This window comes from Fibrobacter sp. UBA3718, assembly GCF_002371935.1.
Classification (GTDB): domain Bacteria; phylum Fibrobacterota; class Fibrobacteria; order Fibrobacterales; family Fibrobacteraceae; genus Fibrobacter.
The window spans coordinates 32,343-56,779 of record NZ_DFHR01000004.1 but is presented as its reverse complement, the minus strand read 5'-3'; the positions used below and the strand labels follow the sequence as shown (position 1 = coordinate 56,779).

The 24,437-nt window shown below is 56.1% G+C and carries 22 protein-coding genes; 12 read left to right on the top strand and 10 right to left on the bottom strand.

The window, feature by feature from the left end; genetic code table 11:
• The first annotated feature begins 17 nt into the window (after positions 1–17).
• Together B4A77_RS00965 and B4A77_RS00960 are read left to right on the top strand one after the other, a co-directional pair.
• The gene (locus tag B4A77_RS00965; protein WP_290737444.1) at positions 18–1,316 is read left to right on the top strand and encodes an HD domain-containing phosphohydrolase; all 1,299 of its coding nucleotides are present in this window, start codon (positions 18–20) and stop codon (positions 1,314–1,316) included.
• A gap of 6 nt (positions 1,317–1,322) precedes the next feature.
• The gene (locus tag B4A77_RS00960) at positions 1,323–2,165 is read left to right on the top strand and encodes a 50S ribosomal protein L11 methyltransferase (RefSeq protein WP_290737441.1); all 843 of its coding nucleotides are present in this window, start codon (positions 1,323–1,325) and stop codon (positions 2,163–2,165) included.
• Between the two features lie 138 nt (positions 2,166–2,303).
• Here B4A77_RS00960 and B4A77_RS00955 read toward each other — a convergent pair whose 3' ends face one another.
• From B4A77_RS00955 to B4A77_RS00945, 3 genes are read right to left on the bottom strand one after another with little or no spacing between them, the layout of a single operon-like run.
• Positions 2,304–4,442 (bottom strand): YgiQ family radical SAM protein, encoded by a 2,139-nt coding sequence (locus B4A77_RS00955; protein ID WP_290727789.1) that lies wholly within the window; start codon positions 4,440–4,442, stop codon positions 2,304–2,306.
• Positions 4,443–4,477: 35 nt separating this feature from the next.
• Positions 4,478–5,134 (bottom strand): N-formylglutamate amidohydrolase, encoded by a 657-nt coding sequence (locus B4A77_RS00950; RefSeq protein WP_290737438.1) that lies wholly within the window; start codon positions 5,132–5,134, stop codon positions 4,478–4,480.
• 3 nt (positions 5,135–5,137) lie between these two features.
• A complete protein-coding gene (locus B4A77_RS00945; protein ID WP_290725718.1) occupies positions 5,138–5,833 on the bottom strand; it encodes a peptidase-C39 like family protein in 696 nt (231 codons plus the stop codon).
• 213 nt (positions 5,834–6,046) lie between these two features.
• On the opposite strand from B4A77_RS00945, the gene B4A77_RS00940 reads away from it, so the two are divergent.
• The 3 genes from B4A77_RS00940 to B4A77_RS00930 all read left to right on the top strand — a co-directional run bounded on the left by B4A77_RS00940 (position 6,047) and on the right by B4A77_RS00930 (position 8,668).
• Positions 6,047–6,877, top strand: a complete 831-nt coding sequence (locus tag B4A77_RS00940) for a TIGR02147 family protein (RefSeq protein ID WP_290737435.1) — start codon at positions 6,047–6,049, stop codon at positions 6,875–6,877.
• A gap of 196 nt (positions 6,878–7,073) precedes the next feature.
• The gene (locus tag B4A77_RS00935) at positions 7,074–7,859 is read left to right on the top strand and encodes a hypothetical protein (protein WP_290737432.1); all 786 of its coding nucleotides are present in this window, start codon (positions 7,074–7,076) and stop codon (positions 7,857–7,859) included.
• A 44-nt stretch (positions 7,860–7,903) separates the two neighbouring features.
• Positions 7,904–8,668 (top strand): outer membrane beta-barrel protein, encoded by a 765-nt coding sequence (locus B4A77_RS00930; RefSeq protein WP_290737430.1) that lies wholly within the window; start codon positions 7,904–7,906, stop codon positions 8,666–8,668.
• Here B4A77_RS00930 and B4A77_RS00925 read toward each other — a convergent pair.
• The 3 genes from B4A77_RS00925 to B4A77_RS00915 all read right to left on the bottom strand — a co-directional run bounded on the left by B4A77_RS00925 (position 8,665) and on the right by B4A77_RS00915 (position 11,360).
• Positions 8,665–9,324 (bottom strand): epoxyqueuosine reductase QueH, encoded by a 660-nt coding sequence (locus B4A77_RS00925; RefSeq protein WP_290734147.1) that lies wholly within the window; start codon positions 9,322–9,324, stop codon positions 8,665–8,667. The two genes, B4A77_RS00930 and B4A77_RS00925, sit on opposite strands and share 4 nt — an antisense overlap.
• Positions 9,325–9,339: 15 nt before the next feature.
• Positions 9,340–9,732 carry a hypothetical protein gene (locus B4A77_RS00920; RefSeq protein WP_290734149.1) on the bottom strand — a complete coding sequence of 131 codons (393 nt, stop codon included), beginning with the start codon at positions 9,730–9,732 and terminating at the stop codon, positions 9,340–9,342.
• A gap of 227 nt (positions 9,733–9,959) precedes the next feature.
• A complete protein-coding gene (locus B4A77_RS00915) occupies positions 9,960–11,360 on the bottom strand; it encodes a hypothetical protein (protein WP_290734151.1) in 1,401 nt (466 codons plus the stop codon).
• 95 nt (positions 11,361–11,455) lie between these two features.
• Between B4A77_RS00915 and rsmG the strand changes: the two genes are divergently transcribed.
• The gene (rsmG, locus tag B4A77_RS00910) at positions 11,456–12,241 is read left to right on the top strand and encodes a 16S rRNA (guanine(527)-N(7))-methyltransferase RsmG (protein ID WP_290734153.1); all 786 of its coding nucleotides are present in this window, start codon (positions 11,456–11,458) and stop codon (positions 12,239–12,241) included.
• Positions 12,242–12,256: 15 nt separating this feature from the next.
• On the opposite strand, the gene B4A77_RS00905 is transcribed toward rsmG, so the two are convergent.
• Entirely contained in the window at positions 12,257–14,452 is a 2,196-nt protein-coding gene (locus tag B4A77_RS00905; RefSeq protein ID WP_290727774.1) for a PorV/PorQ family protein, read from the bottom strand.
• Complete coding sequence (locus B4A77_RS00900) at positions 14,445–15,011, bottom strand: hypothetical protein (RefSeq protein WP_173366397.1); 567 nt, start codon at positions 15,009–15,011, stop codon at positions 14,445–14,447. The genes B4A77_RS00905 and B4A77_RS00900 overlap by 8 nt, the downstream gene beginning before the upstream one ends.
• Positions 15,012–15,088: 77 nt before the next feature.
• Between B4A77_RS00900 and B4A77_RS00895 the strand changes: the two genes are divergently transcribed.
• From B4A77_RS00895 to B4A77_RS00870, 6 genes are read left to right on the top strand one after another with little or no spacing between them, the layout of a single operon-like run.
• Positions 15,089–16,333, top strand: coding sequence for an FKBP-type peptidyl-prolyl cis-trans isomerase (locus B4A77_RS00895; RefSeq protein WP_290737427.1), 1,245 nt, complete (start codon positions 15,089–15,091; stop codon positions 16,331–16,333).
• Entirely contained in the window at positions 16,333–17,865 is a 1,533-nt protein-coding gene (locus B4A77_RS00890) for a DUF1538 domain-containing protein (protein WP_290737424.1), read from the top strand. Before B4A77_RS00895 ends, B4A77_RS00890 begins: the two co-directional genes overlap by 1 nt.
• A gap of 8 nt (positions 17,866–17,873) precedes the next feature.
• Entirely contained in the window at positions 17,874–18,299 is a 426-nt protein-coding gene (locus tag B4A77_RS00885) for a hypothetical protein (RefSeq protein WP_290737422.1), read from the top strand.
• A complete protein-coding gene (locus tag B4A77_RS00880; protein ID WP_290737420.1) occupies positions 18,296–18,661 on the top strand; it encodes a P-II family nitrogen regulator in 366 nt (121 codons plus the stop codon). The genes B4A77_RS00885 and B4A77_RS00880 overlap by 4 nt, the downstream gene beginning before the upstream one ends.
• A 50-nt stretch (positions 18,662–18,711) precedes the next feature.
• On the top strand, positions 18,712–19,326 hold the full coding sequence (locus B4A77_RS00875; RefSeq protein ID WP_173380961.1) for a hypothetical protein: 615 nt from the start codon (positions 18,712–18,714) through the stop codon (positions 19,324–19,326).
• Between the two features lie 15 nt (positions 19,327–19,341).
• On the top strand, positions 19,342–22,356 hold the full coding sequence (locus tag B4A77_RS00870) for a fused MFS/spermidine synthase (protein WP_290737418.1): 3,015 nt from the start codon (positions 19,342–19,344) through the stop codon (positions 22,354–22,356).
• On the opposite strand, the gene B4A77_RS00865 is transcribed toward B4A77_RS00870, so the two are convergent.
• Together B4A77_RS00865 and B4A77_RS00860 are read right to left on the bottom strand one after the other, a co-directional pair.
• Positions 22,353–23,180, bottom strand: coding sequence for an outer membrane beta-barrel protein (locus B4A77_RS00865; RefSeq protein ID WP_173380959.1), 828 nt, complete (start codon positions 23,178–23,180; stop codon positions 22,353–22,355). The genes B4A77_RS00870 and B4A77_RS00865 overlap by 4 nt on opposite strands.
• Before the next feature lie 169 nt (positions 23,181–23,349).
• A complete protein-coding gene (locus tag B4A77_RS00860) occupies positions 23,350–24,378 on the bottom strand; it encodes a porin family protein (RefSeq protein WP_290737416.1) in 1,029 nt (342 codons plus the stop codon).
• Positions 24,379–24,437: the final 59 nt, after the last annotated feature.

Here is a 24,437-nt window from a genome sequence, read left to right as displayed (position 1 = left end):
CTTGTTATCTTTTTTGCATGGAAAAAGACTATCGCGACCTCATAAGCAGGAATATCGTGCAGGATATGATGGAAGGCGTTCTCGCCATCCGTTTTGATGGCACCATCAGCTACGTGAACAACGCTGCCGAAAAAATCCTGGGCCGCGACCGCACGGAGATGGAAGGGAAAAAATTCGCGAGCCTCTTTTTTGGGGACGAAGAAAACGACGAATTCAACCAGACCGTCCTCGATGCCATCTACGATTCCGATACCGTCCACGAGAAACTGGTTCCCTATTTCAAGGGCGACAAGATGGCCCAGCTGCACGTTATCACTTCCGTGTTGCGGAACATGGGCGAGAAGGTGGGCGTGGTTACCGTCATCGGCGACGTTACCGAGCTTGCGGAACTCAAGATTCGCTCGGCGGAACAGACGAAGCGCCTGCTCGATTCCATCGTCAAGACGCTTTCGCAGGCCATCGACGAGCGTTCCTCCTATACGGCGAACCATACGCGCAATATGGTGCATATCGCCGAGGCGTTCCTGACATGGCTCGAAACGACGGACCATTCCTGGAAATTCGACGAGGACCGCCGCAGGAATTTTCTCATGAGCGTATGGCTGCACGATGTGGGCAAGCTTGCCGTACCGCTCGAAATCATGGACAAGGCGAGCCGCCTCGGCCCGAAGCTCAAGGACATCGAGAACCGCTTCGAAAAGATTGACCTGCTCGAGGAACTCGCCGTATTCAAGAACCAGATGCCTGCGTGCGACATGGAAAAGCGCAAGCAGGACAGGGATTTTTTCCTCGCCGAAATCAGGCGCATCAATAACGCGGGCTTCGTTCCCGACGAAGCTCTCGCGTTCCTGGAGAATGCCAGAATGGTGACATACCGCGATACGGACGGGACGGAACATCCGCTGCTTACCCCCGAAGAAATCCAGGATATTTCCATCCGCAAGGGAACGCTGAACGATGCGGAAAGGAACATCATCCAGAGCCACGTCACCGTGACGCGCAGGATCTTGAAACAAATCGATTTCCCAGAAAAGTATATGGATGTTGCCGCTTGGGCTTCCGAACATCACGAACTCTTGAACGGCAGGGGCTACCCCGACCATCTCGTAAACGAGAAAATCCCGAGGGAAGTCCGCTTGCTGACGATTCTCGATATTTTTGAGGCGCTTACCGCAAAAGATCGTCCGTACAAGAAACCGATGCCTATCGAAAAGGCGTTCTTCGTGTTGCACGACATGGAAAAGCACGGCGAGGTCGATGGCGAAATCCTCGGCTGGTTCGAACAAAGTCACGCATGGGAACAGTTGTCACTGTAGTTTATTATGCAGAAAGTTGAAATATGGTACAAGGCGGAGGGCTTTTGCCCTGTCGAAGATTTTGAACTCGCGAGCTACCTGCTTTTCGAGGCGGGGGTGGCGACGCTCGAGGAACTGGACCCGAAGGCGGAAGGCCGCACGGATTTTTGTTTTTACTCCGGAGACAAGGCGGAGCGTGACCGCATCGTGGCGGAGTTTCCGCAATATGGCTGGACGCTGAGCGAAGAGCCTGCAAAGGATTGGGACAAGTGGTGGCGCGACCGCGCGCAGCCGGTGCCTGTTTCTCCGCGTTTGTGGGTGCGCCCGCCTTGGGTGGAATTTACTCCCGATGACCCGAAGGCCGTGGTGCTGGAACTCGAAGCGAAAACCGCATTCGGGACGGGCGAACACGATACCACGAGCAGCTGCGCTACGCTCATGGAAAATATCGATTTCAACGGCAAGTCGGTTCTCGATATCGGTACGGGTACGGGCATTCTCGCGATGTTCGCCCGCCGCCTGGGGGCAAAGCTTGCTGTCGGTACCGAAATCGACCCGCTCACGATTCCCTGCATTGCCGAAAACTTTGAACGCAACGGCTTTGGCGAAAGCGACTGCATCCTCGGATTCCTGGATGCGTTCAAGGATGGCGCGAAGTTCGACGTTATCCTCTGCAATATGATACGCAGCGAACTCTGGCCGCTTCGTGACGACATCGAAGACTTGCTTGCCCCCGGTGGCGAGCTGATTATCTCGGGCCAGCTCCTGACCGAAAAGGATTACATTTTCAAGTGGTTTGACGAAGCCGGCTTCAAGGTGAAAGTCGAACGCGAAAGCGGCGAATGGTGGAGTGTGCTTGCACACTCCTGAATGAGCCGCGCAGCGGAGACAAATGCGTAAGGCGAGAGTCGCGACCGTGCTTGCACGGGCATGACCGAGCCTAGCATTTGGTAAAATCACGAAGTGATTTTACAATGGTGGAGTGTGCTTGCTGTGAACGGCTAGCGTCTATTTGCCGCGCTTGAACGAGCTGAATTTCACCGGGGAATTGTCTTTTTTCCCGCCAGGTTTGCGGTCGCTGTGGAAAATCTTGCGTTCTCCGCCGTTGAAATTATTCCCGCGTTTGTCGCGTGATTCGCTATTTCCGTTGTTGCCAAACTGCGCGGCGCGCCTTTCCCTGCGGGCGGAATTTTCCCAGCGACCTTTCTCGCCGACTTTCTTGGGTACGATTGTGGTGGAGCGCGCTTCCCGCTTCTGCTGTTCGCGCTCGCGGTATTCCGCATTGCTTTCGCGTTCCTTGCTCGGGAAAAACTCCTTGCCTTCTGCCTTCGCGCTGCGGCTCAATAGCAGCCGTCCGATTTTCCCGAGTTTCAAGCGTTCCAGCGTCGCGCGAATTTGCGGGCGGTTCTCCGGAATGTACCAGAAGAAGAACTGTCTCTGGCTCTTCTTCTGCTCGGGTGTCTTTGCCACGTAAAGCGGCTTGCCGTCCGGCGTCATTTCGGAATAGAACATCTCGGTCGCAATCGTCATCGGCGTGGGCGTAAAGTCCTGCACCTGCTCCAGCTGGAACCCGAGCTGCTTTGTCTCGAGGGCGAGTTCCGCCATGTCGGCTTCCGTACAGCCGGGATGGCTACTGATAAAGTAAGGTATAATCTGCTGGCGCTTGCCGATGCGCTTGCATTCGTCGTCGAAGAATTCCTTGAACTTGTGGAACAGCGTAAAGCTCGGCTTGCGCATGAGCTTGAGCACTTCGTCGCTCGTGTGTTCCGGCGCCACCTTCAGGCGTCCGCTCACGTGGTAGTCGATGAGCTCGCGGGCGTATTCCTCGTGGTCGCGGCGCAGTTCTTCGTCATTCGTTTCCTGCAACAGCATGTCGTAACGCACGCCGCTCCCGATAAACAGGTGCTTTACCTTCGGGTGGTTGCGCACTTCGCGGTAGAGACTCAGAATCTCGGCATGGTGCGTGTCCATGTTGTCGCAAATCTTGGGCGTGAGGCAGCTCGGTCGTGCGCATTTCTGGCATCGGCTCTGGTCGCGGCCACGCATGTTGTACATGTTCGCGCTCGGGCCGCCCAAATCAGTGATGGTTCCGGCGAATCCGTCCATCTTCGTTATCAAATCCACTTCGCGCAATATGCTTTCGCGGCTACGGCTTGCGATAAATTTGCCCTGGTGTGCGTTGATGGCGCAAAAACTGCAACCGCCAAAGCAACCGCGGTGCGTGTTGATGCTGAACTTTATCATGTCGAACGCGGGCACGTTGCCGCGCTTCTTGTAACGCGGATGCGGTTCGCGCGCGTACGGGTATTCAAAGCTCTCGTCTAACTCGCCGTATTCGAGCGGCGGGTATGCGGGGTTTATTACCACAGTTTGTTCCGCGACATCCTGCAATACGCGGCGCTGGAACCACTTGTTGCATTCGATATCCACCTTGCGGCAGTTCTCTATCTGGTTCCGCTTGCTCTCGAGGCATTCCTCGTAGCTGGCGAGCCGCAGGTCTTCCCACTGGTTGCTCTTCGGGACGTTCCCCTTGGGCGCCAAGTATGCGGTTTGCGGTATGGAATGCAGGCTCGAGAACGGCACGCCTTTTTTCAAGAGTCGCACCATCTCCTTCAGGGGCTTTTCGCCCATGCCGTAAACGAGAAGGTCCGCCTGCGTATCGAACAGGATGCTCGGTTTGAGCCTGTCGCTCCAGTAGTCGTAATGCGTCACGCGGCGCAGGCTCGATTCCAGCCCGCCAATCATCAGCGGCACGTCGGGGTAGAGCTGCTTTAAAATCTTTGCGTAGGTGTACGTCGCGTAATCCGGGCGGAAACCCGCCTTGTTGCCCGGCGTGAAAGCGTCGTCGCTTCTCAGGCGTTTTGCGGCGGTGTAGTGGTTCACCATGCTGTCCATGCCGCTGCTGATTGCGAAGAACATTCGCGGGCGCCCGAGTTTCTTGAAATCGCGCAGGTCGTCGCGCCAGTTGGGCTGCGGCAAAATTGCAACGCGCAAGCCCTCGTGCTCGAAGAGCCTTGCCACCACGGCATGCCCGAAGCACGGGTGGTCCACGTAGGCATCTGCGCTGATGATAATCACGTCCACGTAATCCCAGCCGAGTTCGTCTAGGTCTTCCTTGCAGATGGGGAGGAATCGCGGATCGTACATGAGGATGAAAATAGAAATTTTTGAAGCGGCTATCGCTAGCCGAGGAAAAGCTTTTGGTTGATTTCTATTTCGATGCCGACATAGGCGGTGCCGAACTTCTTGCGGAGCGAGGTGGTAAGTCCGTCCGACTTGCCGAGGTAGGGATAGTTCCGCCGGATCTTAAGTCCGGGGGCGCGCGCCTGGATTTCCTTGATGATGGAGGTTGCGACCTGCGTTTCCCATGCGCGTGCGGGGTCGTAGAGTATTCCGATATCTGCGTTTCGGACAACGTTGTTTAGTACCGGAGTGAAACTGTGAATGCCGAGGTGGATGACGCAAGGAGCGCCCAGGCCTTCTCCTTGGGCCTCCGCATTAGCGACCGCCTTGGCGACGAAGGATTCGACGGCATCGTGGTGCCGCTTCCAGATTTTGAAAATCCTGTCGCGGGTAAACTCTTTTAGCTCGCGAGAATATTCCGAAAGGATGTCCGGATGATTTTCGCTGCGGTTCAGGTCGATGACGAGTCTCGAAAATTTGCCTGCGATGTAGAAATCGGGATGCAGCCTGCGGACGAGCCTGCGATAGACTCCATAAGCGCCGATGTCGTATCCTCGGTGGGATTCGAGGACCTCTTTCGGGATGTGCAAGAATCTCGGCACGGCGTTGCTTGCGTGCTCGCAGGTAATGACGAGTGCCGGGAATTTCTGTTTCATGCGCTATTTCTTTTCCACGACGAGGATGTTCCCGTCGTAGGTCATGACTCCGAGGAGGATGCTATGGATGAGCCTGAACTTGTCGACCTTGTAGTAGGGGCCGTTTGCCATGGGGTTGGTGCAGTCGGGGTCGGCAACGAGGAATTGCTTCTTTTGGTCGAGCCCGTAGAGGACCACGAAATGCCCCATGGGGTCGCCATGGATGTCGTCGAAAACGGACTGGTCCTTGTCGTTGGTATACTCGCGGGGACTGCGGTAGAGGTAGGTGGCGCTGAGCCCGCAGAGGACGGGAATGTCGCGCTTGAAGTAGTGCTCGAACATGCTCGCGCGCAGATCGGCTGTCGCGACGGTCCCGCCCAAATCCAGGAAGCGGATATAGGCTTCGATGGCCTTGCGTAGCTTGGGCGCGTGCTTTGCCTTGTGGAGCTTTTCCAGCTTTTCGCGGAGCTCGGGCATCTTCAGCTTGCTCCAGGTGGGGTCAAAAATCTTGAGGTTGTACGAATAAATGGTCGCCTTGAACCCGCGCTTGAGAGCGTCGATTCCGAGAAAGACGCCCAACGTGCCGCCTTCCTCAAGGAACTCGATTTCGGAGATGAGCTTTTCGAGTGGTATCTTGTAGCCAAGGTGCGAATACACCGCGTGAAGGCTGGTCGGTCCGCACGTGACATCGTCTGGCTGAGGGAGAATCTTGATTTCCATCTTTTTGCCTCGATTCGAACGTGGCGGTTTGATACACAAATCGTCGGGCGAAATATACAATTTAATTCGCCGTTTGGCTCTTGCTTTGCCCTTTATGAAACGGTGTGTTTCATAAAAAGCGAGAAAAAACGCAAAAATCATAAAAAACTATTGAAAATTTTAAAATTTTGTTGATTTTGTTTCATAGATTAGGTAAATTATAGCCGAGGAACCATGAAACCGATAACGGAATATGTGGATTACCGCGAATACATGCGGGACTATTACGGGGAACGCAAGAGGGTCTCGTATTTTTCGTGGCGTGAGTTCGCGAAACTCGCCGGGTTCACGTCGTCGGGATACCTGAAGCTTGTCTGTGACGGCAAGACGCGCCTGAGCCGGGTTGGGGCGGTGAAGGTGGCCGGTGCCATGGGCCTTGCGGGATTCAGTTCGCAGTATTTTTGCCTGCTGGTGGAATACTGCGATGAGTCCGACGAGAAAGTTCGTCTCGAAATCTATTCCCGGATGCGCGCCCTTGTGGAGGAGAATGGGGTGCGCATCCTGGGAGCCGAGGCGTTCGACTATTTCAAGTCATGGGTGAATCCGGTGGTGCGCGAACTGGCTCCGATTATGCCGGGTGCCAAGCCTTCCGAAATTGCCAAGATGTGCGTGCCCGAGGTGACGGCGGGCGAGGTCCGCAATGCGCTTACGCTCATGGTGCAGGCGGGTCTGCTGCAGTTGAAGCCCGATGGATCCTTCGTGCAGACCAACAAGGGCCTGTCGGGCAACCCTCAGCTGATTTCGAGCGCAATCCTTGCACTGCAGAAACAGCTCGCGATGCTTGCCGTCGATGCAATCGATTACACATCCCGCGAAGACCGCAACATCTCGGGCCTTACCTTCGGCGTGGACGAAAAGACCCTGTGGCACCTTTCCGAAGAAGTGGACCGCTTTCGCGAGAAAGTCAAGGGCATTCTTTCGAAAGTAGAATCTTACGATCGCGTTTATAGATTAAATTTACAGTTGTTCCCTCTCAGTTCACCACTTGGAGAAAAAGATGCTTGATATAAAGTTTATTTGCAATAAACGGTCCCTGTCCGGGATTCTAGTTTCTCTGAGCTTGGTATTTTCCGGTTGCGTCGGCTTTACCGAGGACTGGTTTGTCTGTGGGGATGCCAGTGAATCTGCCTCGCCTGGGGTGGAGCAGGCTTTGTCCCCTTATTATAACGCGGCCCGCTTTGTTGCATCTGGCAAAGTGGATGTGGATAAGAAGAAGGATTCGGTCACGATAGTGCTGGAAACGCTCGGCGGTTGCATCAAGGAAGGCGATGCTTTTGACTGGGACTGGGATTTCTATTTCGCGGATTCGAAGACGTATGCCTACGGTTTCCGGGATGATACGCTCTTGCTCACGAGAATCTATGAACCGGATCCGTACGAAGTAGACCAGGAGAGATACGAGGAATCGTTTATCTTCGTGGGCGGTACGTCGGGTAAGCTGGATGGAATCTGGAAAAATACGCAGTGCCGCTACCGTGAAGACAAGATGTACTGCATGAATGATGGTTACGATCAGTATTTCAAGTTCGATGGCGACAGGGTGGAATACCGCATCGCGGATCGCGAAGGTTACGACTACATGCAGACGGTTTTTGTGGACCAGCTGTTCGATTTCCTTGGCGACGGAGGCTCCATCCAGCTCGAAACTCCCTACTACTATTCGGATACGAAATACGAACAGGAAAAATATGGGATTAGCATTTTGGATAAGACGGATTCCACGATGAAGTTTACCTATGCCGACTGGACGTTCGACCTGAGCGTAGATTACGCCCGCTATAAAGACAGTCTGTCTGTAACCCTGAGATCGGGAGACGTGAGCTGTGTGGGTACGGTCCGCGAAACGACCTTGCCCGAAATGTGTTCGGACGGCAATGCGGATTACTTATATAAGTCGAGTTCGGGCGCGTTCACGTACAGGCGGATGAATTCCCGCGAGTTCGAGGCCTGCATCGACGGCATTCTTGGGCGCGAGCAGAACGAATGACGCTCTGCGCACGCTAGGCGCAAAGGAAAAAGTTAGGAGGAATTATGGTCTGGAGAAAAATTGCAGGAGGCGTGGTGGCGTTGGCCCTTTGCCTGCCTCTGCTCGTACATGCTGCCGGAAAGTCGGATGGCAAATTGTTCGGAGTTCGCCTGGGGGCGCAGATTTCGAATCTTATGACGGATGCGAATTGGGGACCGTATCCCGACATCTCGGGGCCGGGCGGAATGCTTTCGTTTGATGTGGCGTTCCCTGTCTCGGAACATTTTTATATCCATCCGGCCATAGGTCTTGACAACCGCAACTTTTTCACCTACGGCGAGATCGGCATCCCCTGTGCTGCTCTCGAAGGCGAGGAACCGTGTGGCGGCTACTGGGAAGGCTACGACGTAAATTCGTTCTTCTATCTGGAAATCCCAGTAATGGCGCAGTGGCGCACGTCAGCGCTGTTCTTGGAAGCGGGACCGGTCGTCGACATTCTGCTTCGCATGAACGAGGACTACATTTTGCCCGAAAAGTATCGGAACGACAGGTGCTACGAGGACAAACGCTTCGGTGCGGGTGTCGTCGCGGGAGTCGGCCACATGTTCGATTTCGGGCTTTCGATAGATGCGCGTGTGTCGTTCCAGTTTACCGACTTGGTCGAGGGGGACAAGAAATGTCTCACGATGCATTCCGAGGAAGTTGAGATGCGCTTTGACTCCGAGACGGAAGAGACGACAACTAGGGTTCTCTGGGAATCCGACGAGTATATGGACGGTAGCTACTACAAGCTGCTGAAATACCAGATTGGTATCGGCTACTGGTTCTAGGGTGTAGCGCCTTCGCTTTTCTTGGCTTCGCGCTCTTCGGCTTCGCGTTTTGAATAGGCGCAGCCGCAGTAGTTTTGACGGTAGAGGTTGTATTCGGCGGAGAGCTCGATGGAACGCTTATTGCCGCCCTTGCGCTTGAAGTCGCTGGGGAGCGCCTTGACGCCGTAGATTTCGCCCTGTTCCTTCGCGACCACGTTCAGCATCTGTTCGTCCTTCTTGGGGCTGATGGTGAGTGTTGTGGTAAAATAGTCGAATCCCATCTCCTTCGCGAGCTTTGCCGTTTCGCCGAGACGCAGCTCAAAACACTTGCGGCAGCGCTTGCCGCCCTCTTTCTCGTCTTCGAGCCCGCGTGCGATATCGTAGAATTTTTTTGGGTCGTATTCGCCCTCGATAAATTCCACCGGATACTTTGTCTTGAATTCGCTTACGAACCGCCTGATTTCGGCGACGCGGTGGGCGTATTCCTCGGAAGGGGCGATATTCGGGTTGTAGTAGAAAATCGTTATCTTGAAGAACTGTGAGAGGTACTCGATGCAGTAGGTGCTGCAGGGCCCGCAGCAGGCATGCATCAGGAGCGTGGGCACAATACCCTTGCGCTGGTTCCACCGGATGATGTAACCGAGGTCGCGCTGGTAGTTGTGGTAAGCTTCGGGCATTCCGTGAACCTCTTGCTAGTCCCAGTTGAGCGTCCCGAACGCGGTTATCCAGAAGCAGACAGTCGCGACGATGGCAAAGAGCCCCATGACGGTTTTTTCCTTGTGGCTCGTGCTGAAGAGCACCGTGGCGGTATAGAACGTGAGGTAGACCGCGAAGAAAAACGCGAGTATGCGCGTGATCATGAACGGGATAATCTCGGGAACGATACGGCCCGCGCTGAGCAGCACGAACATCGCGACAAGCTGCATGCAGATGGGGACGATGAATGCCTTGCGCACTTCCTTGGGGACGACCTTGTTGCGGCCGTTCATGGCGTACATGCCGAGTGGTGCGCCGAACGCGAGTGCCACGTTCAGTGCGATGGACGGCAGAAAGAAAACAGCCCCGAGGATGGTCGCGATAATCATGCCGTAAAGATAAAAAAACGACCCCTTCAGGTAAAGGAGGTAACCTAAAGGGGTCAGGGAGTGTTTGGGTATCTATAAGATACCTATTTTCGGGCCCCGTGTCGATAAAAAACGTAGGTTTCTTGTTTACGGCCGTGAACATGGCAAATCCCCAAAAGTGGCTTTTTTAGGCGAAAATCGCCGAATTTCGGGGTGTACAGGGTGGTTTCTGGCTGGTTATGGACGGGTTAGAACAGGATTTTTGAAGAAATTTGCGCATGCGTGGGCCGGATTTCCCCTTCGCCGGTTTTCTTGAAGGTGGCGATGAGGGAGAGCGAAAGGTGGTCGCCGGTGAGGCGCGTCTCGCTCCGGACTTGCGTGTTGTTGAGGGGGTGCGAGTCGGGGGCCACGAGCGAGAGTCTGAACAGGTTTTCGCGCTTGCCGGGGAGATTTTCGGAAACGGCGGCGCCGATTTCGAGGCGAGGCCGTTTCCATGTCGCGTCGGTGCGGTCGTGCTCTGTCCGTGCGCTGCCCGTGAATGTCGCCTTGAACGCGCCGAAGTCGAGTACCGACCGCAGCATTCCTTGGTAGATAGTTTGTCTGCAATCTTCCGAGGCTTCGCGGCAGGTAATTTTGGCGCCGCCGCGGATAGTTGGCGGCCCGCTTTCGATATCCAGCGCGAGCCTTCCCGAAATGCTGTCGGAGTGAAGCGGCGATAGGATGCGGACGCTTGCCGAGACCCGCGTGTCGAAAAATTCCTTGGCGCGGAACGTGAGGTTCTGCGTTGTCCAGAATCGGTTCTTGAGGATGCTTGCGCTCAGGCGAGTGGACGCGGGAACGCTGTCACCGTGGATGTAGCCGGTGGTGCGCCAGGAGACGGACGATGAATCCCTGCCGTGTAGCTGGTATTTTATGAGCGGGGCGATCTCTCCGATTTGCTGCCAGAACGCGATTTGGCCGGCGGGGAAGGCGGCCTGCGCCATGACGGAATACGTGTCTGCGGTTTTCCACAGCGCTGCCCTTGCCGTGAAGTCCTTGCCGTGGGTGTATCCGACATGTGCCCGCGAGGTTCCGGAAGTGTCGATGAGCCCGCCGAGGTCAAATGTGCCGCGGCTCGGCGTACCGAAGGAGTAGGCGAGTGCGGTTCCCCAGAGAGTGTCGGTGGGGATGGCGCTTTTGAGTTCTCGTGTGGAAATCTGCCCGAAGTGCGCCTCTCCATGCTTGTTTTTGTAAGAGAGCAGCTCCTGCGTGCCGAGCCGCAGCGTTAGCCTGTGGAGGTTGAAGAGGAATTCCTCGCGGTGGGTATCGACGTGGCCTGCGGAATCGAACCTCATTTTTGCCGCAAGGTGCCCTCCGTAATTTTTTTGCGCCTTCGGGGTGCGCTTCCTGCTGGCGGCCTTCATCTCGCAGGGCTCGCTCACATAGATTTCGGCGAGTGCGCATGCCTCCTGTGCGTTGCCCTCGTCGAGCAGAGAAAGCATCTCGCTTGCCTCCTCCGCCTCGATGGTCCCGTCGTCCCACCATTCGAATATTTGCGCTTCGGACAGCCCTGCGGAATGGGACGCGAGCGGGAGAATGGCCCAAAGCATCGCGAAGGCTTTCGCCAGGGTTCTGTTTGCGGTTCCGCACCGCTCTTTTTTTGCTTTCATGTTTGCCTCTACCTATAAAAACGATTTCGCGGCCAAAATGTGCCGTTTTGCCCGTTTTTTTTTAGAGGCTGCGTTTATGTTTTTAAATTTGGACCATGGCAAGCGATTCCTGGCATAAGAATCCAAAGAAGTGGTCCGGCCGCACTCCCGCCCGTGCAGGGAGCTCCGCCGGTCGCGATTTCGTCCCGCACCTCAAGGCCCCGCGCACTGACTTTCCGCTGTTTAACGGGAAGCGCGTAAAGCCTTCGCTGGAAGGCCTCGACAAGCTCCTGCATTACTACGGCGTTGAACTCGAACCCGCGACGCTTGCGCAATTTTGGGAGTTCCATCAGCTGCTGCGTGCGAACAACGACGACCAGGACTTGACGCGCCTCAACGCGTTCGAGACGATGGTGGAACGCCATTACGCCGACTGCACGCTCATCAATGCGTATGTTCCCGAGTGGCCGGCCCGCATGATCGATATCGGCAGCGGAGCCGGATTCCCCGGAATCCCGCTCAAGCTCGTGAACCCGCATGTCCGCCTCACGCTCTGCGAACCGCGCCCGAACCGCATCAACTTTTTGAACATGGTCATCGAGAAGATGGGCCTCAGGGGTATAGACGTGTTCGGTCACAAGGTGACGAGCCGCAGCATGACGATTCCCGTGGATGGCGTCATCAGCCGCGCATTCGAATGGATGGAAAAGACCCTCCCGCGCCTTGCGAATTCGCTCAAGGTGGGTGGACGCGTGTATTTTATGAAGGGTCCGGGTGTCGCCGACGAGCTGAAGGTTTTCCACCCTGAAGATTTCGGCTACAAGCTAATTGCGAAGCACTTCTACACTATCCCGAACAGCACGCAGGACCGTGCACTCGTGATTCTCGAGCGCGTGGAATAAAGCGTAAATATCTGCTTAGAACTTGAACAGCATGCCGAAGCGCATCTGTCCGTCGCGCACGCCGTCGTTGTCGCCCACGTCCATGATGGTCGCGAAGTCGAACTGCAGCATGTCCGAAATCATGAGGCCGAAACCGAAGTCCATCTCGTTACGCTTGCCGGTCTGGTCGTAGAGATAGCCGAGGCGGAGTGCGATGGTGTTCGAGTAGATGAATTCGGAACCGACGTTGAAGACGCCCTGCATGAGCGAGTTCTTGAACGCTTCGAATCCGTGACCTCCGCGTTCGGGATGCCCGATGGATTTCCAGCAACTGATGTAGAACGGTTCCGGGTTTCCCTTGTCGTCGTCGTAGACGACTTCGCGGTTGTAGTCCGCCGCGATAGTGAGCTTGTAGTCGGCGAGCGAAAGGATTTCGTACGAAAGGCCGAGGCGCCAAGTCAAGGGAATCGGGTCTTCGATGGTCTTGTCCACATAGTAGACGCTCGGACCGATATTCGCAAGGACAAGTGCGAAATTTAGTTTGTCTATGAACAAGTCTTTCTTGAGTACGCCGATGTCGAATGCATAGCCGAAGGTGGTCGCTTCTTCTTCGCCAGCGCCCGCTCCGGAACTCAGGTCGGAATAGAATAACTTGATGCTGAGGCCTAGGCCCCAGTTGTTCGGGAATCGCGTGCCGTAGCTTACGCCGCCGACGATTTCGGAACTATTGTAGGCTACGAGGTCGTCCATGTCGACATCGCCGGAAACGACTGTCGAACCGAAGCTCACGAAATTCACGAAGAACCCGAGCGTTCCCCATTCCGCAATGGGAATGGTCATGCCTCCGAAGAGGTGGTAGAGGTCGGGAATGTTGAGGACGGGCAAAAGCTTTTCGTAGAAGGCGACAAGCTGGTAGTCGGCGTCCTTGTAGAGTTCCATGCCGTTTGCTGTGCTGAACCAGACGTCTCCGCCCTGCGGCAGGACCTTCCAGACCTTGTTCGTGGAAAGGCCGTTGCCGGAATGGAAGTGGAGCCACTCGTCGTCCTTCTTGACGCTGCCTTCCTGTTCGGCGACTCCGCGTTCAAGTTCGGCCTTGCGTCCGCTTGCGGTCGCGTAGTCCGGCAGGTGGCGCCACACGCCCTTGTCGGTCGCAATCCAGATGTGTCCCTTCTGGTCGACGGAGATGTCGTTCACCACGTTCCCTTCGAATTTCACCTGTTCCCACTTGCGGAGGTTGAAGTGGCTCAGGCCCCCGTTGTGCGCAGCCCATACATGGGCGGAACTGTCGACGGCGAGTGCGGTCGGGTGCAAGTCCATGATGCCGTCCTCTTCGTTGAAGAGGCTCCAGCGGTCCTTGTCGTTTACGCTCTTCTTGGGAACGAGCCTTGCGATGCCCGCTCCGTCGACTGCGACGAAAAGCTCCTTGCGGCTTTCCGACCACACGAGGTCGTTGATCTTCTGGCTCGGGAGCACCTTGCCCTTCTGTTCGAACTGGCCGTTACGGTAGAGGAAAAGTCCGTTGTCGGTGCCGATCCAGAGCGAGGCTCCCTGGTTTTCGAGCGCAGTGATGCGGTGGGAACCGAGTTCGCTCTCGTAGCTCTTCCAGGCCTTGCCGTCGAAGCGGTAGAGCGCCTTCGGGGTGCCCACCCAGAGCTTTTCGGTGCGGCTCTCGTAGAGGATGGCGGTAATCGTATCCTTCACGACGAGGTCCCAGGGAATCTTCACTTCCACGACGTGCGATTCGTCGTCGGCGTTCTTGATGTCGTTGAATTTCTTGACCTGGCGGGTGTATTCGTCGAGTCCGCGTTCGGTGCCCGCGAATACGCGCACGGCGTCTTTCACCTTCGCGTTGCCCTGGAGCGTGACGGTGTGGTAGTTGATCCACTGTTCGCCGTCGAACTTGAGAATCCCGTTCACGGTGCCGGCCCAGAGTTCGCTCTTGGAGAAGAACCCGTTCTTGGAACGGCTGGCCATGTTGGTGAAGTGCGGGGTCGTCTTGGCATCTGCCGGATACGAGACCTTCCATTCGTCGGAAAGGGGGCCGAACGCAAGTCCTGCGGGGTTGTAGTACATGGCCGACGCGTCGTCGGCGAGGGCTGCTCCCACTTCGCCCATGCCCAGCTGGCGTGCGCCGACGGGCATTTCGAGCGTGATGATGGCAGAACCGGCCGCAAGGGCTATTGCGGGCGCTACGAAAAAGGCGAATAGTGCGGGTCTTAGGGAATTAAACAAGTTGCCTCCAGTCCGGGACATCGTAGGTGCTTCCGTGGGTGGGGACCACCGCCTTCCATCCGGACTTGCTGGGGTTTTCCCAGGGCTGCTTGGGCAAGAGCCTGCAGTCGCATCCGAGGACGTAGGGGGGTAGGATTTCTGCGTGGTTGCGGATTTGTTCGCGGGTGATGAAATTCTCCTCGTGGACGAATTTCACGTATTCCTTGCCCTTGGGGCCAAGTTCGATTCGGTAGGTGACGGTGCCGTTCTGGTCGCCTTCGTCGATAGTCTTGATAGTTTCCTCGATGCTCGCCTTCCATTGTTCCAGATACTGCTCTCGCTGTTCCGGGGTGAGCTGTTCCTGCGTTTCGAGCCAGGCACGGATGGAATTGTCCGAGGGCTTCACGGCGGTAATCGATTCGCGGGCGGGACGGACTACGACGGCGTACTTGCCGGAAACGTCGATGACCGGCTTCACTTCTTCCTTTTCGTCGGAGCTGTGGATGACCACGTAGGCGCCGATTCCTGCCAGGATGATGGACAGGATAATGATAACGATGACGATGATGACTGATAGCATAATCTTCCCGTTCTATATTGCAATTTCTCTTTTTTCAAAAAACTAGCATTTTTCTATCTTGTGGGGTAGGAGATTTTATGTCAAAATTGAAGATTTTTCTGATTCTTGGCTTGGCGTGCATGGCTTGGGCGGTTCCGTACAATGTGGAAGTGGTCAAAACCGGCGATGGCGACGAGATTCGCGCGGGCCAACTGATCAAGGTGCACTACAAGGGTTTTCTCTATGCAGACGTGGCGGCAGATACGGTCAAGCTGGATTCTGCGGTAAAGGCGGCGCCGAAGGACACGTCCGTTGCGGATTCCGCTTCGGAAGAGCCGACCGCGACGGGCCCTGTTCCGTTTGCCGATACATACGCCAGCGGCGAACCTCTCGAATTCACGATTGGCGTGGGCCAGGTGATTTCTGGGTGGGACAAGGGCCTCCTCGGCATGAAGGTGGGCGAAGTCCGCAAGCTTACGATTCCTTACACCATGGCGTATGGCGAAAATTCCCTCGAAGGGATTCCTCCCTATTCCGACCTCTACTTCGAAGTGGAACTGGTGGCTGCCGAAAAGCCCATGGAACCCGACGTGTTCCCTGCCGACGTGAACAAGATGAAGTGGCAGGACAAGGACAAGGGCCTCAAGATTTTTGAGGAGAAAGCCGGAACGGGCAAGCCTGCGATGGCCGGCTCGAACCTGAAGGTGCATTACACGGGCTGGCTCCTGAGTGGCCGCAAGTTCGGAAGTTCCAAGGATCTCGGCAAGCCTTTCGAGGTGGTGCTTGGCGCGGGCAAGATGATCAAGGGCTGGGAAATAGGCCTTGACGGCATGCGCGAAGGCGGCGTGCGCTGGCTGCGCGTGAGTCCGTCCATGGGCTATGGAGCCACCGCGTTTACGATGATTCCGCCGAACTCCACGCTCGTGTTCCGTGTCGAACTTGTTGAATCGATGGTCGATCCCGAGATTGCCGCCAAGATGGATTTCTTCCCCGATACGACGACGCTCTCTTTCGAGAACGGCTCCGAGGGTCTCCGCTATGCGGTCATCCAGCAGGGCGAAGGCGAACCTGCCAAGGCCGGTGCGAACGTGAAGGTGCATTACACGGGCTGGCTCACGAACGGATACAAGTTCGATAGCTCCCGCGACCGCGAACAGCCTTTCTCCTTCCCGCTTGGCGGCGGACGCGTTATCCGCGGATGGGACCTTGGCGTGGCGGGCATGCTCCCGGGTGAAAAGCGAATCCTCATGATTCCGCCCGGACTCGGTTACGGAAGCCGTGGCGCAGGTCCGATTCCAGGCGGCGCGACCCTCATTTTCGCGGTGGAGTACCTGGGCGAGTAATGTTCAAAATCCTGTTTGAAAAGCTGAAGGAAGCGTTCGCGTCCGTATTGCCTGTGACGCTGATTGTCCTTGTGCTTTCGTTCACGCCGCTCGTTGATTTTTCGCTCAAGGAGCTTGTCGTCTTTTGTGTGAGCGCTGTGTTCCTGGTAGTGGGAATCGGCCTTTTCAACCTGGGCGCCGACCTCGCCATGACGCCGATGGGCGAACAAGTGGGTTCGGGCCTTACCAAGTCGCGCAAGCTTTTGCTGCTCCTTTCGGTCTGCTTCGTGATGGGAGTGCTGATTACGGTTGCGGAACCTGACCTCTCCGTGCTTGCCGAGCAGGTGAAGAACGCCGTGGAACCTGTGCTCCTGATTGTGACGGTCGGCGTGGGTGTTGGGCTCTTCCTGCTCCTTGCCATCGTGAAGATTGTGTGGCGCAAGGACCTTTCTTCTATCATCATCTTTTTCTATATGGTGCTGTTCATGCTCGGAATGCTGATGCTTACCTTCGGCAAGGAGCAGTTCGTGCCGCTCGCCTTCGATTCCGGCGGCGTGACGACCGGCCCCATCACGGTGCCGTTCATCATGGCGCTCGGCGTGGGCGTCGCCGGCGCCATCGGCGGCAAGAATGCGAACGAGAACAGCTTCGGCCTAATTGCCCTCTGCTCCATCGGCCCCATCATCGCACTCATGGGCCTTGTGCTTTTTTCGAAGGGCGACCTCACGTACCAGCTCTCTCCGGCAAGCTATTCCATCGATGCGAACCTCGGCGAAAACTTTATCCCGGCGCTTGCGGCAGTCGCCAAGGAAGTTCTCGTGGCGCTTGGACTCATTGTCGGATTCTTCATGGTACTGCAGTCCGTGGCGCTTAGGCTTTCGAAATCGAAACTCATGCAAATCGCTTTCGGCATCGGTTACACGTTTGTCGGTCTCGTCGTCTTCCTTACGGCGGTGACGGTCGGGTTCATGCCCATCGGTTTTGAACTCGGAATGGAGCTTGCGAAGTTGCCTCGTGCGCTGGTCGCATCCGGATTTGTAATCGGCATGGTGGTCGTGCTTGCGGAACCCGCTGTCCACGTGCTCAACAAGCAGGTCGAGGATATTACCGGTGGCCTCGTGAGCAAGCGTTCCATGCTCGTCGCACTTTCGGTAGGTGTCGGACTTTCCATCGGACTTTCGATGATCCGCATCATTGTAGGCTTCCCGATAATCTACTACCTCATTCCCGGTTACTTTATCTCGCTTGCGCTTTCGTTCTTCGTGCCCAAGCTTTATACGGCCATTGCCTTTGACTCCGGTGGAGTCGCGAGTGGGCCATTGACTTCGAGCTTTATTTTGCCGCTTGCCATCGGGGCGTGTTCCGTAATCCACGACGGCGGCGATTCCATACTGAGTTATGCGTTTGGCATTGTGGCCATGGTCGCGATGACCCCGCTCATCACAATCCAGGTGCTTGGTTTCAAGGCGATTGCGACAAACAAGCTGAAGAACCGCATGATGATGCGCCGCATCCAGGACGCCGACGACGAGCAGATTATAGATTTTGTGTAGGTTGGAATATGGCTGAATCCAAGAGAACAGGAATCGCGAGAAGGTTTTACGGGAAGGCGGATGGACGTTCGCGTGTATCCATGAATCGTCTCAAGATTCTCGTTACCATCGTGAACCGTGCGAAGGCGGACTTCTACATGGACCATATCCAGTCCTTCGGGGTGAACATGCAGATGGTCGTGTTCGGCCATGGTACCGCCCCGCGCGAAATTGCAACGGCGATGGGCCTCGCGGATTCCGAACGCGCTATCATTTTCAGCGTTATCGGCGAAAACCACCTGCGCGCGGCCCTCGACAGCCTCGCCGAAAAATTCAACACGATTGCAGGGGGCAAGGGGATTGCCTACACCATCCCGATGTCAAGCATCATCGGCAAGTCCATCTTCAACTTCCTGAGCGACAACCGCGATGCGGTACGGAGGAACGAAAAATGAGCGGATTCAACCACGAAGTTATCCTGTGCATTGTGAATACCGGTTTCTCGGAGACCGTGATGGAAGCGGCGAAGGACGCCGGCGCGCGTGGCGGCACAATCCTGAATGCGCGCGGTACGGCGAACAAGGAGGCGGAATCGTTCTTCCACATCGCCATCCAGCCCGAAAAGGAAATCGTGATGATTCTCGTGGATGCAAAAATCAAGGATGCCGTGCTGCATGCGCTCTACCAGAAGGCCGGGCTCGACACGATGGGACAGGGAATTGCTTTTTCGATACCCGTGGAAAATGTCGTCGGTCTTACGCCGTGGAAAACGGAACCGAAGGAAGGCGACAAGGCCGCGGAAAAGAAAGCGGATTAGTTATTATTTGTCCGTAGAAGTTTTTATGCCGGATTGGCGAGGAGTACATTATGAAGTTGTATAAAAAGTTTGTCTTGGGCCTGCTTGCCTTTGCGTCCCTCATGATGCTCGGCTGTGCGAATCCGAATGCGGTTTCCATCCGCAAGCATTTCTGGCTGGGAGATTACTACGTGAAATCGCCGGTGCCCGAAGCCGTGGAAATCGACATCCCGTTCAACTTCGGCTATTATCAGGAGTGGGGCTATCGCTTCGAGGCCTTTTCCATGGAACAGAGGGTGTTCAAGGTGTCCCTGCAGCAGCACGGCGTCACGCTGAACTACCGCGGCATGCCTGCATCTTTCTTGGACAAGGATTCCACGTTCAACCCGCCCCCGATGGCGAATGCGGAAGCCTTCGTGAAATACTTCCTGCAATGGGACAGCGACTATTCGTTCAACACGTTCGATCCGCTGAAGGGCGGGAAGGTCGTTTCCGCTCGCTATGACACCGAGAAACAATTTGGCGTTATCAACATGGTTGGAGTGAAAGGCTACAGGGAGAGCGTGGGAGCCATGCTCACGGCGAACAACAACCTGTTTGTAGTCATGGCTAGTTCGTTTGCTGGCGCCGACCTCGAAACTTACGTCGTGCGTGCGATGAAGTCAATTTCGTTTGAGAAAAACTGATTCTAGGGGGAGCCCATGAACGTTCTCATCTATTTCCTGTTTGCCCTTTCCGGGTTCGCTGGCCTCATTTACGAAGGTTCGTGGGCGCGGTACCTCAAACTCTTTCTCGGGCATTCCAGTTACGGCCAGGTGCTCACGCTCTGCATCTACATGGGCGGGCTTGCCATAGGCAGCTTTGTCGCGGGCAAGATGGTCGAGAAGGTGAGGCGCCCGCTGCTCGGGTATGCCGCGGTGGAACTTGCCATCGGGATTGGCGGTGTGGCCTACCACCCGCTCTACAACCTGCTCACGGGATTCTTCTTCGATAGCGAATGGGTGGCGGGCCTCGGGTTCACGGGCGCGGAAATAGCGAAGATTGTGCTCGCTACGGGTTCGACCCTCCCGATCGCTATTGCGGTGGGCATGACCTTCCCGTTCATTGCGGCGGGTCTCATGCGCAAGAGCGGCGCGGAGGTTTCGCTCCCGATGCTCTACTTCACGAACAGTTTCGGTTCCGCTATTGGCATCCTTTTCACGAGCTACATGCTCATCCCGGTTCTCGGGAATCACGTTACCTTGTGTGTAGCCGCGTCCATAAACTTCCTGCTTGCCGCTATTTTCGGGTATATTGGGTTTACCACGTCGCCGAACCACGAGGATGACGAGGATGAACTTCCAGGCGATGCCGCCGAGGGGGTAAGTGTTGCCCGCGAGCCCCTGAACGAGGACTACGCGGCAGAACACAAGCTTGCGATGCCCCCGAAGTCTACCTGGTTCTGGATTGCGGGCATCACCGGCCTCACTTCGTTTGTCTATGAAATCGTGTGGATTCGCCTGCTGAGCCTCCTGATGGGGTCGTCGAGCCACAGCTTCGACCAGATGCTTTCGGCGTTCATTCTCGGGCTTGCCATAGGCAGTGCCGTCTCGGGCAAGCTCCTGAAGAAGGATTCCCTCGTCGTGCTCTCGATGGCGCAAATCCTGATGGCGTTCTTCGCGCTCTGCACGCTCTACTTCCACAAGCCGTTCTGGGAGATGATGAACGAGGCGAACCAGATATTCAACCCCACGAATGACGGTTACGTTTGCTGGAGCCTCTTCAAGTATGCGCTCTCCGTGCTGTGGATGGTTCCCACGAGCTTCTTTGCGGGCATGACGCTCCCGCTCATTACGATTATCCTCACGCGCGCCTTCAAGAGCGAAGCCCCGATCGGCAAGGTCTACGGCTGGAACACCGTCGGCTCGATTCTCGGTTCGGCTGGCGGCGGACTCCTGCTGCTCCCGCTGCTGCAGCTCAAGGGCGCCCTCGTGCTCGCCGCGGTTCTCGACTTCGCGATAGGCTTCGCGTTGCTTGTCGTTTATCGCAAGCGCTTCCGCTACAGCGTCGCGTTCTACGTGATTTGCGCCTTCATGGTGCTGCCCTCCATCTTCGTGAATTTCGACCCGCACCTGATTACCTCGGGCGCGTTCCGTGCCTACAAGAACCTCCATCCGGACGAGAAGATTATCGTACGCGACGGCAAGACGGCGACCATCAGTTTCCACGAATCCAACGTGCACTACTACATCAAGACGAACGGCAAGGCGGATGCGAGCCTCGGCAAGGACCGCTCGCGCCCCATCGAGGGTGACGAACTGACTCAGGCCGCGACCGCGTTCATGCCCATGGCCGTGAAGGATAAGCCCTACGATGCCGCGATGGTCGGCTTCGGAAGCGGCATGGGCGCACACTACCTGCTTGCCGACCCGCTCCTGAAGGATTTCGACTGCGTGGAAATCGAGCAGGAGATGATGGACCTCGCGAAGGGATTCTACCCGTGGAACTCCCGCGGTTATGATGACCCGCGCATCCATATCTACATCGACGATGCGCAGACGTTCTTCCTCACGAACCGCCGCAAGTATGACCTCATGATCAGCGTGCCCTCCAACCCGTGGGTCTCCGGCGTGGCAAGCCTCTTCAGTCACGAGTTCTACACCAAGATGCGCCGTTACATCAAGCCGGGTGGCCTGTGGGTGCAGTGGATACAGACCTACGAGTTCAACGACCAGCTGTTCCTGAACATCTTGAAGGCGCTCGATGTCGCGTTTCCGTACGTGAGCCTGTACAAGGCGCCGGAGGAACCCGATATCATCATTATCGCAAGCGACGAGCCCGTTTACCAGAAGGCGATTTCGCGCTTCAGCACCGACTCCACGCTCGTGAAGGAATTCGAGCGCATCCACCGCGACCCGGAATTCTTCGGCGAACAGAACTTCCTGTTCACTTCCAAGATGGTGCAGTCGCTCATGGACGGTGTGGCCCCGAACAGCATATTCACCCCGATGGTCGACAACAAGGCGGAGGAAGCCCGCTTCGTACATTCGCAGGCGCATATCGTGCAGGTATTCGATAGCTGCGAAGTGTGCTGGCCCGAATACCTCGATTCCGCGGAGAACGCGCTGCGCCGCCCCGCCCGCGTGAAGCAGATGATGCAGAATGCGGTTGACCCTTACAAGCAGCTCGCGCTGAACGCCTACCTCGACGACGTGCAGGCGAAGCTCGATTCCGCGAGGGGATTTACGCACAGCGAGCCCGATTCCGTTTCGACGCTCTCGGCCATGCCTGCACTGCCGGCCGCTGCGGAATCTTCACCCCTGTGGGTCAAGTTCCGTGTCGACTATATCGAGTGGATCCGCGGGGTCCCGCTGGAAGCCCGCGATACGAACGAGGTCTACGTGAAGGTCCGCACGCTCGTGAACGAGGGTGCCTTCCCGTCATCGTTTGTCGACGAGTTCAACATCATGGAATGCGCCCGCACCAAGGATTACCAGACTGCGGCCCGCCTCGTTGCGGACTTCTACGAGAAGTACGAGATGAAGGCGATGGACGAGTTCTTCCTGCGCAATGCGCTGCTCATCGCGATGCTTGCGGGAGAGTCTGAACTTGCGAACGCCATCTACGTCGATGCCATCAAGGATCACGAAAGCTTCTTCCCGGTGGAAAAGTTCCTGATCGAACGTGAAATCGTGAAGCTGCGCCGTGCGGCGCTGAAACGGCAGGTCAGCCGCTAGAACATGAAGCTTGCGCCCGCGGTCACGTAGAACGTGAGGAAGTTTGAGTTTTCGAACGTGCGCTCGGCGTTGATGGTTGCGTTGAGAAGGTTCGTGAATCCTTGCGTCACGCGGAGGTTGAGGTGGACCCAGCGCGTAAGCATGTATCCGAAATCTGCGGTCCCGCCAATTTCAAAGCTGTTGGTCTTGATGGTGTTATCGCGCCTGGTGTCATCGCCCGAATCCATGTTCTGGTTGAATTCGGAAGAGGAGGTGAGCGCAAGGCCGAGGTTCAGGCCGAGGCCGACGAAAATGTTGTAGTCGACAAAGGTGTAGCGCACGATGAGCGGGATTTCGAAGAGCATGATGTCGAGACTTGCGTCGTTGTCGCCGAAATCGGTGTCGATAGCGTATTTGTAATGCCGGTAGTTGAATACGAGTTCGGGCACCATGCTCAGGTTCTTGACCCCGAGCGGCATCTGGACCATGAGGCCTGCTGCACCCTGGTAGCCGATAGTCCAGCCTTCGGTCTCGCCGCCGAAGAACGTGTTGATGCCGGCGCTTCCGCGGACACCCAACAGGATGGCGCGCGCAAAGCCTTCGGTACGCTGGCGGTTGATTTCGGCCTTGGAAGTCTTCTCCTTGCGGTATTGCGCATATTCGGCGGCGTAATCTTCGTCGCCCGCGAATTCGCTTGCAGTGGAACCGTCGTAGGTCTCGTTTCCGGAACCGCTGCTGGATGTTGATTCGGAGGAGTCGTCGAATTCGTCGAAATCGACTGCAAATGCAGATGCCGAAGAGAGCAGCAGGGCGGAAACCAGGAAGGGGAGGACTTTCGATTGCATGCTAGAATAATAATAAATACGAAGTTGAACCTAGGTTAACCTGATAAATCTTTCGTGTAAAATAAAAATGTTTTCGCGAAAAAGACTCTGGCAAACTTTTTTTTACTAGGAAAGGCCCGTAGAAACCATGAAAATGGCTCCTTTTTGGGGCTTTTTGTTTCAAGTTTTGCTAGAGGAGGAAGGAGACGCCGACGGTCACGTGCAGGCCGTAAAGCGTGGTCTTCAGCATGCTCGTTTCGGCGATGACGTCTTCGTTCAGGAGGTTCGTGAAGTTCTGCAGGAACCTCACGTCGACGGCGACGTTTCTTGCGATGAAGTAGCCCAGGTCCACGATACCGCCAAGTTCGAGAAGGGCGGCGGGAAGCGTGTTGTCGTGGGGATCCTCTTCCTCGATGCCCTTCTTGGTATCGATTGTTTGCTTGAACGTGGAGACGTCGGTGAGCTTGAGCCCGAGGTCGAAGCCGAGCCCCACGAAGAAGTTGCCCTCGTTGATGGCGTAGCGCAGGATGACGGGTATTTCGAAGAGTGCGATGCTGATGGTGGCTTCGTCGCTTTCGCTGTAGTCGTCGTAGACGAATTCGGCTTCGTAGTTGTAGCGGCGGTAGCTGAAATCCAGTTCTACGACGGAGGATAGACCGCCGTTGCCGATGTTCATCTGCGCAATCAGGCCGCCGGTCACCTCGATACCCAGGTTCCAGTCTTCGGCGTTGTGCCCGAAGGACTTGTTGATGCCCGCTCCGAGGCGGAATCCCAGTTCGATAGCCTTGGTGAAGCCTTCGCGGCTTGCGCGGGAGATGTCGGAATTCTCGTTGATGTAGCGGTCGTAGGTGTCGTCGTCCTCGTCGTCATCGTCGCTTGTGGTGGTGTTGTCCTTGCATTCGGGAAGCAGGGAATCGGCGGGGGTGCAGTCTTCTTCCTCGTCGTCATTTTGGGCGACGGCCTTTGGCTGCTGAGGCTCGGGTTCTGCGCTGGGTTCTGTGTTGTCGTTTGTAACGGGAGCCTCGCTGACCGCTTCATCGCATCCGTCTCCTATGCAGGAAGGCGCCTGTTCGTCATTCCCGTCGTTCATTTCGGTGCTGCCACCATTCTGCGAGGCAATCCACGCGGAATCGACCTCGGCTTCATATTCCTGAGCGGCGGCAAAGGAACAGAAAAATCCCAGAAAAACGATGACGATGGATGCCCTGAACAACTTCATGGCCCCAAATTTAAAAAAATAGGTGCCGGTATGAAAGGGCTTCCTGAAAATTCTCTGTT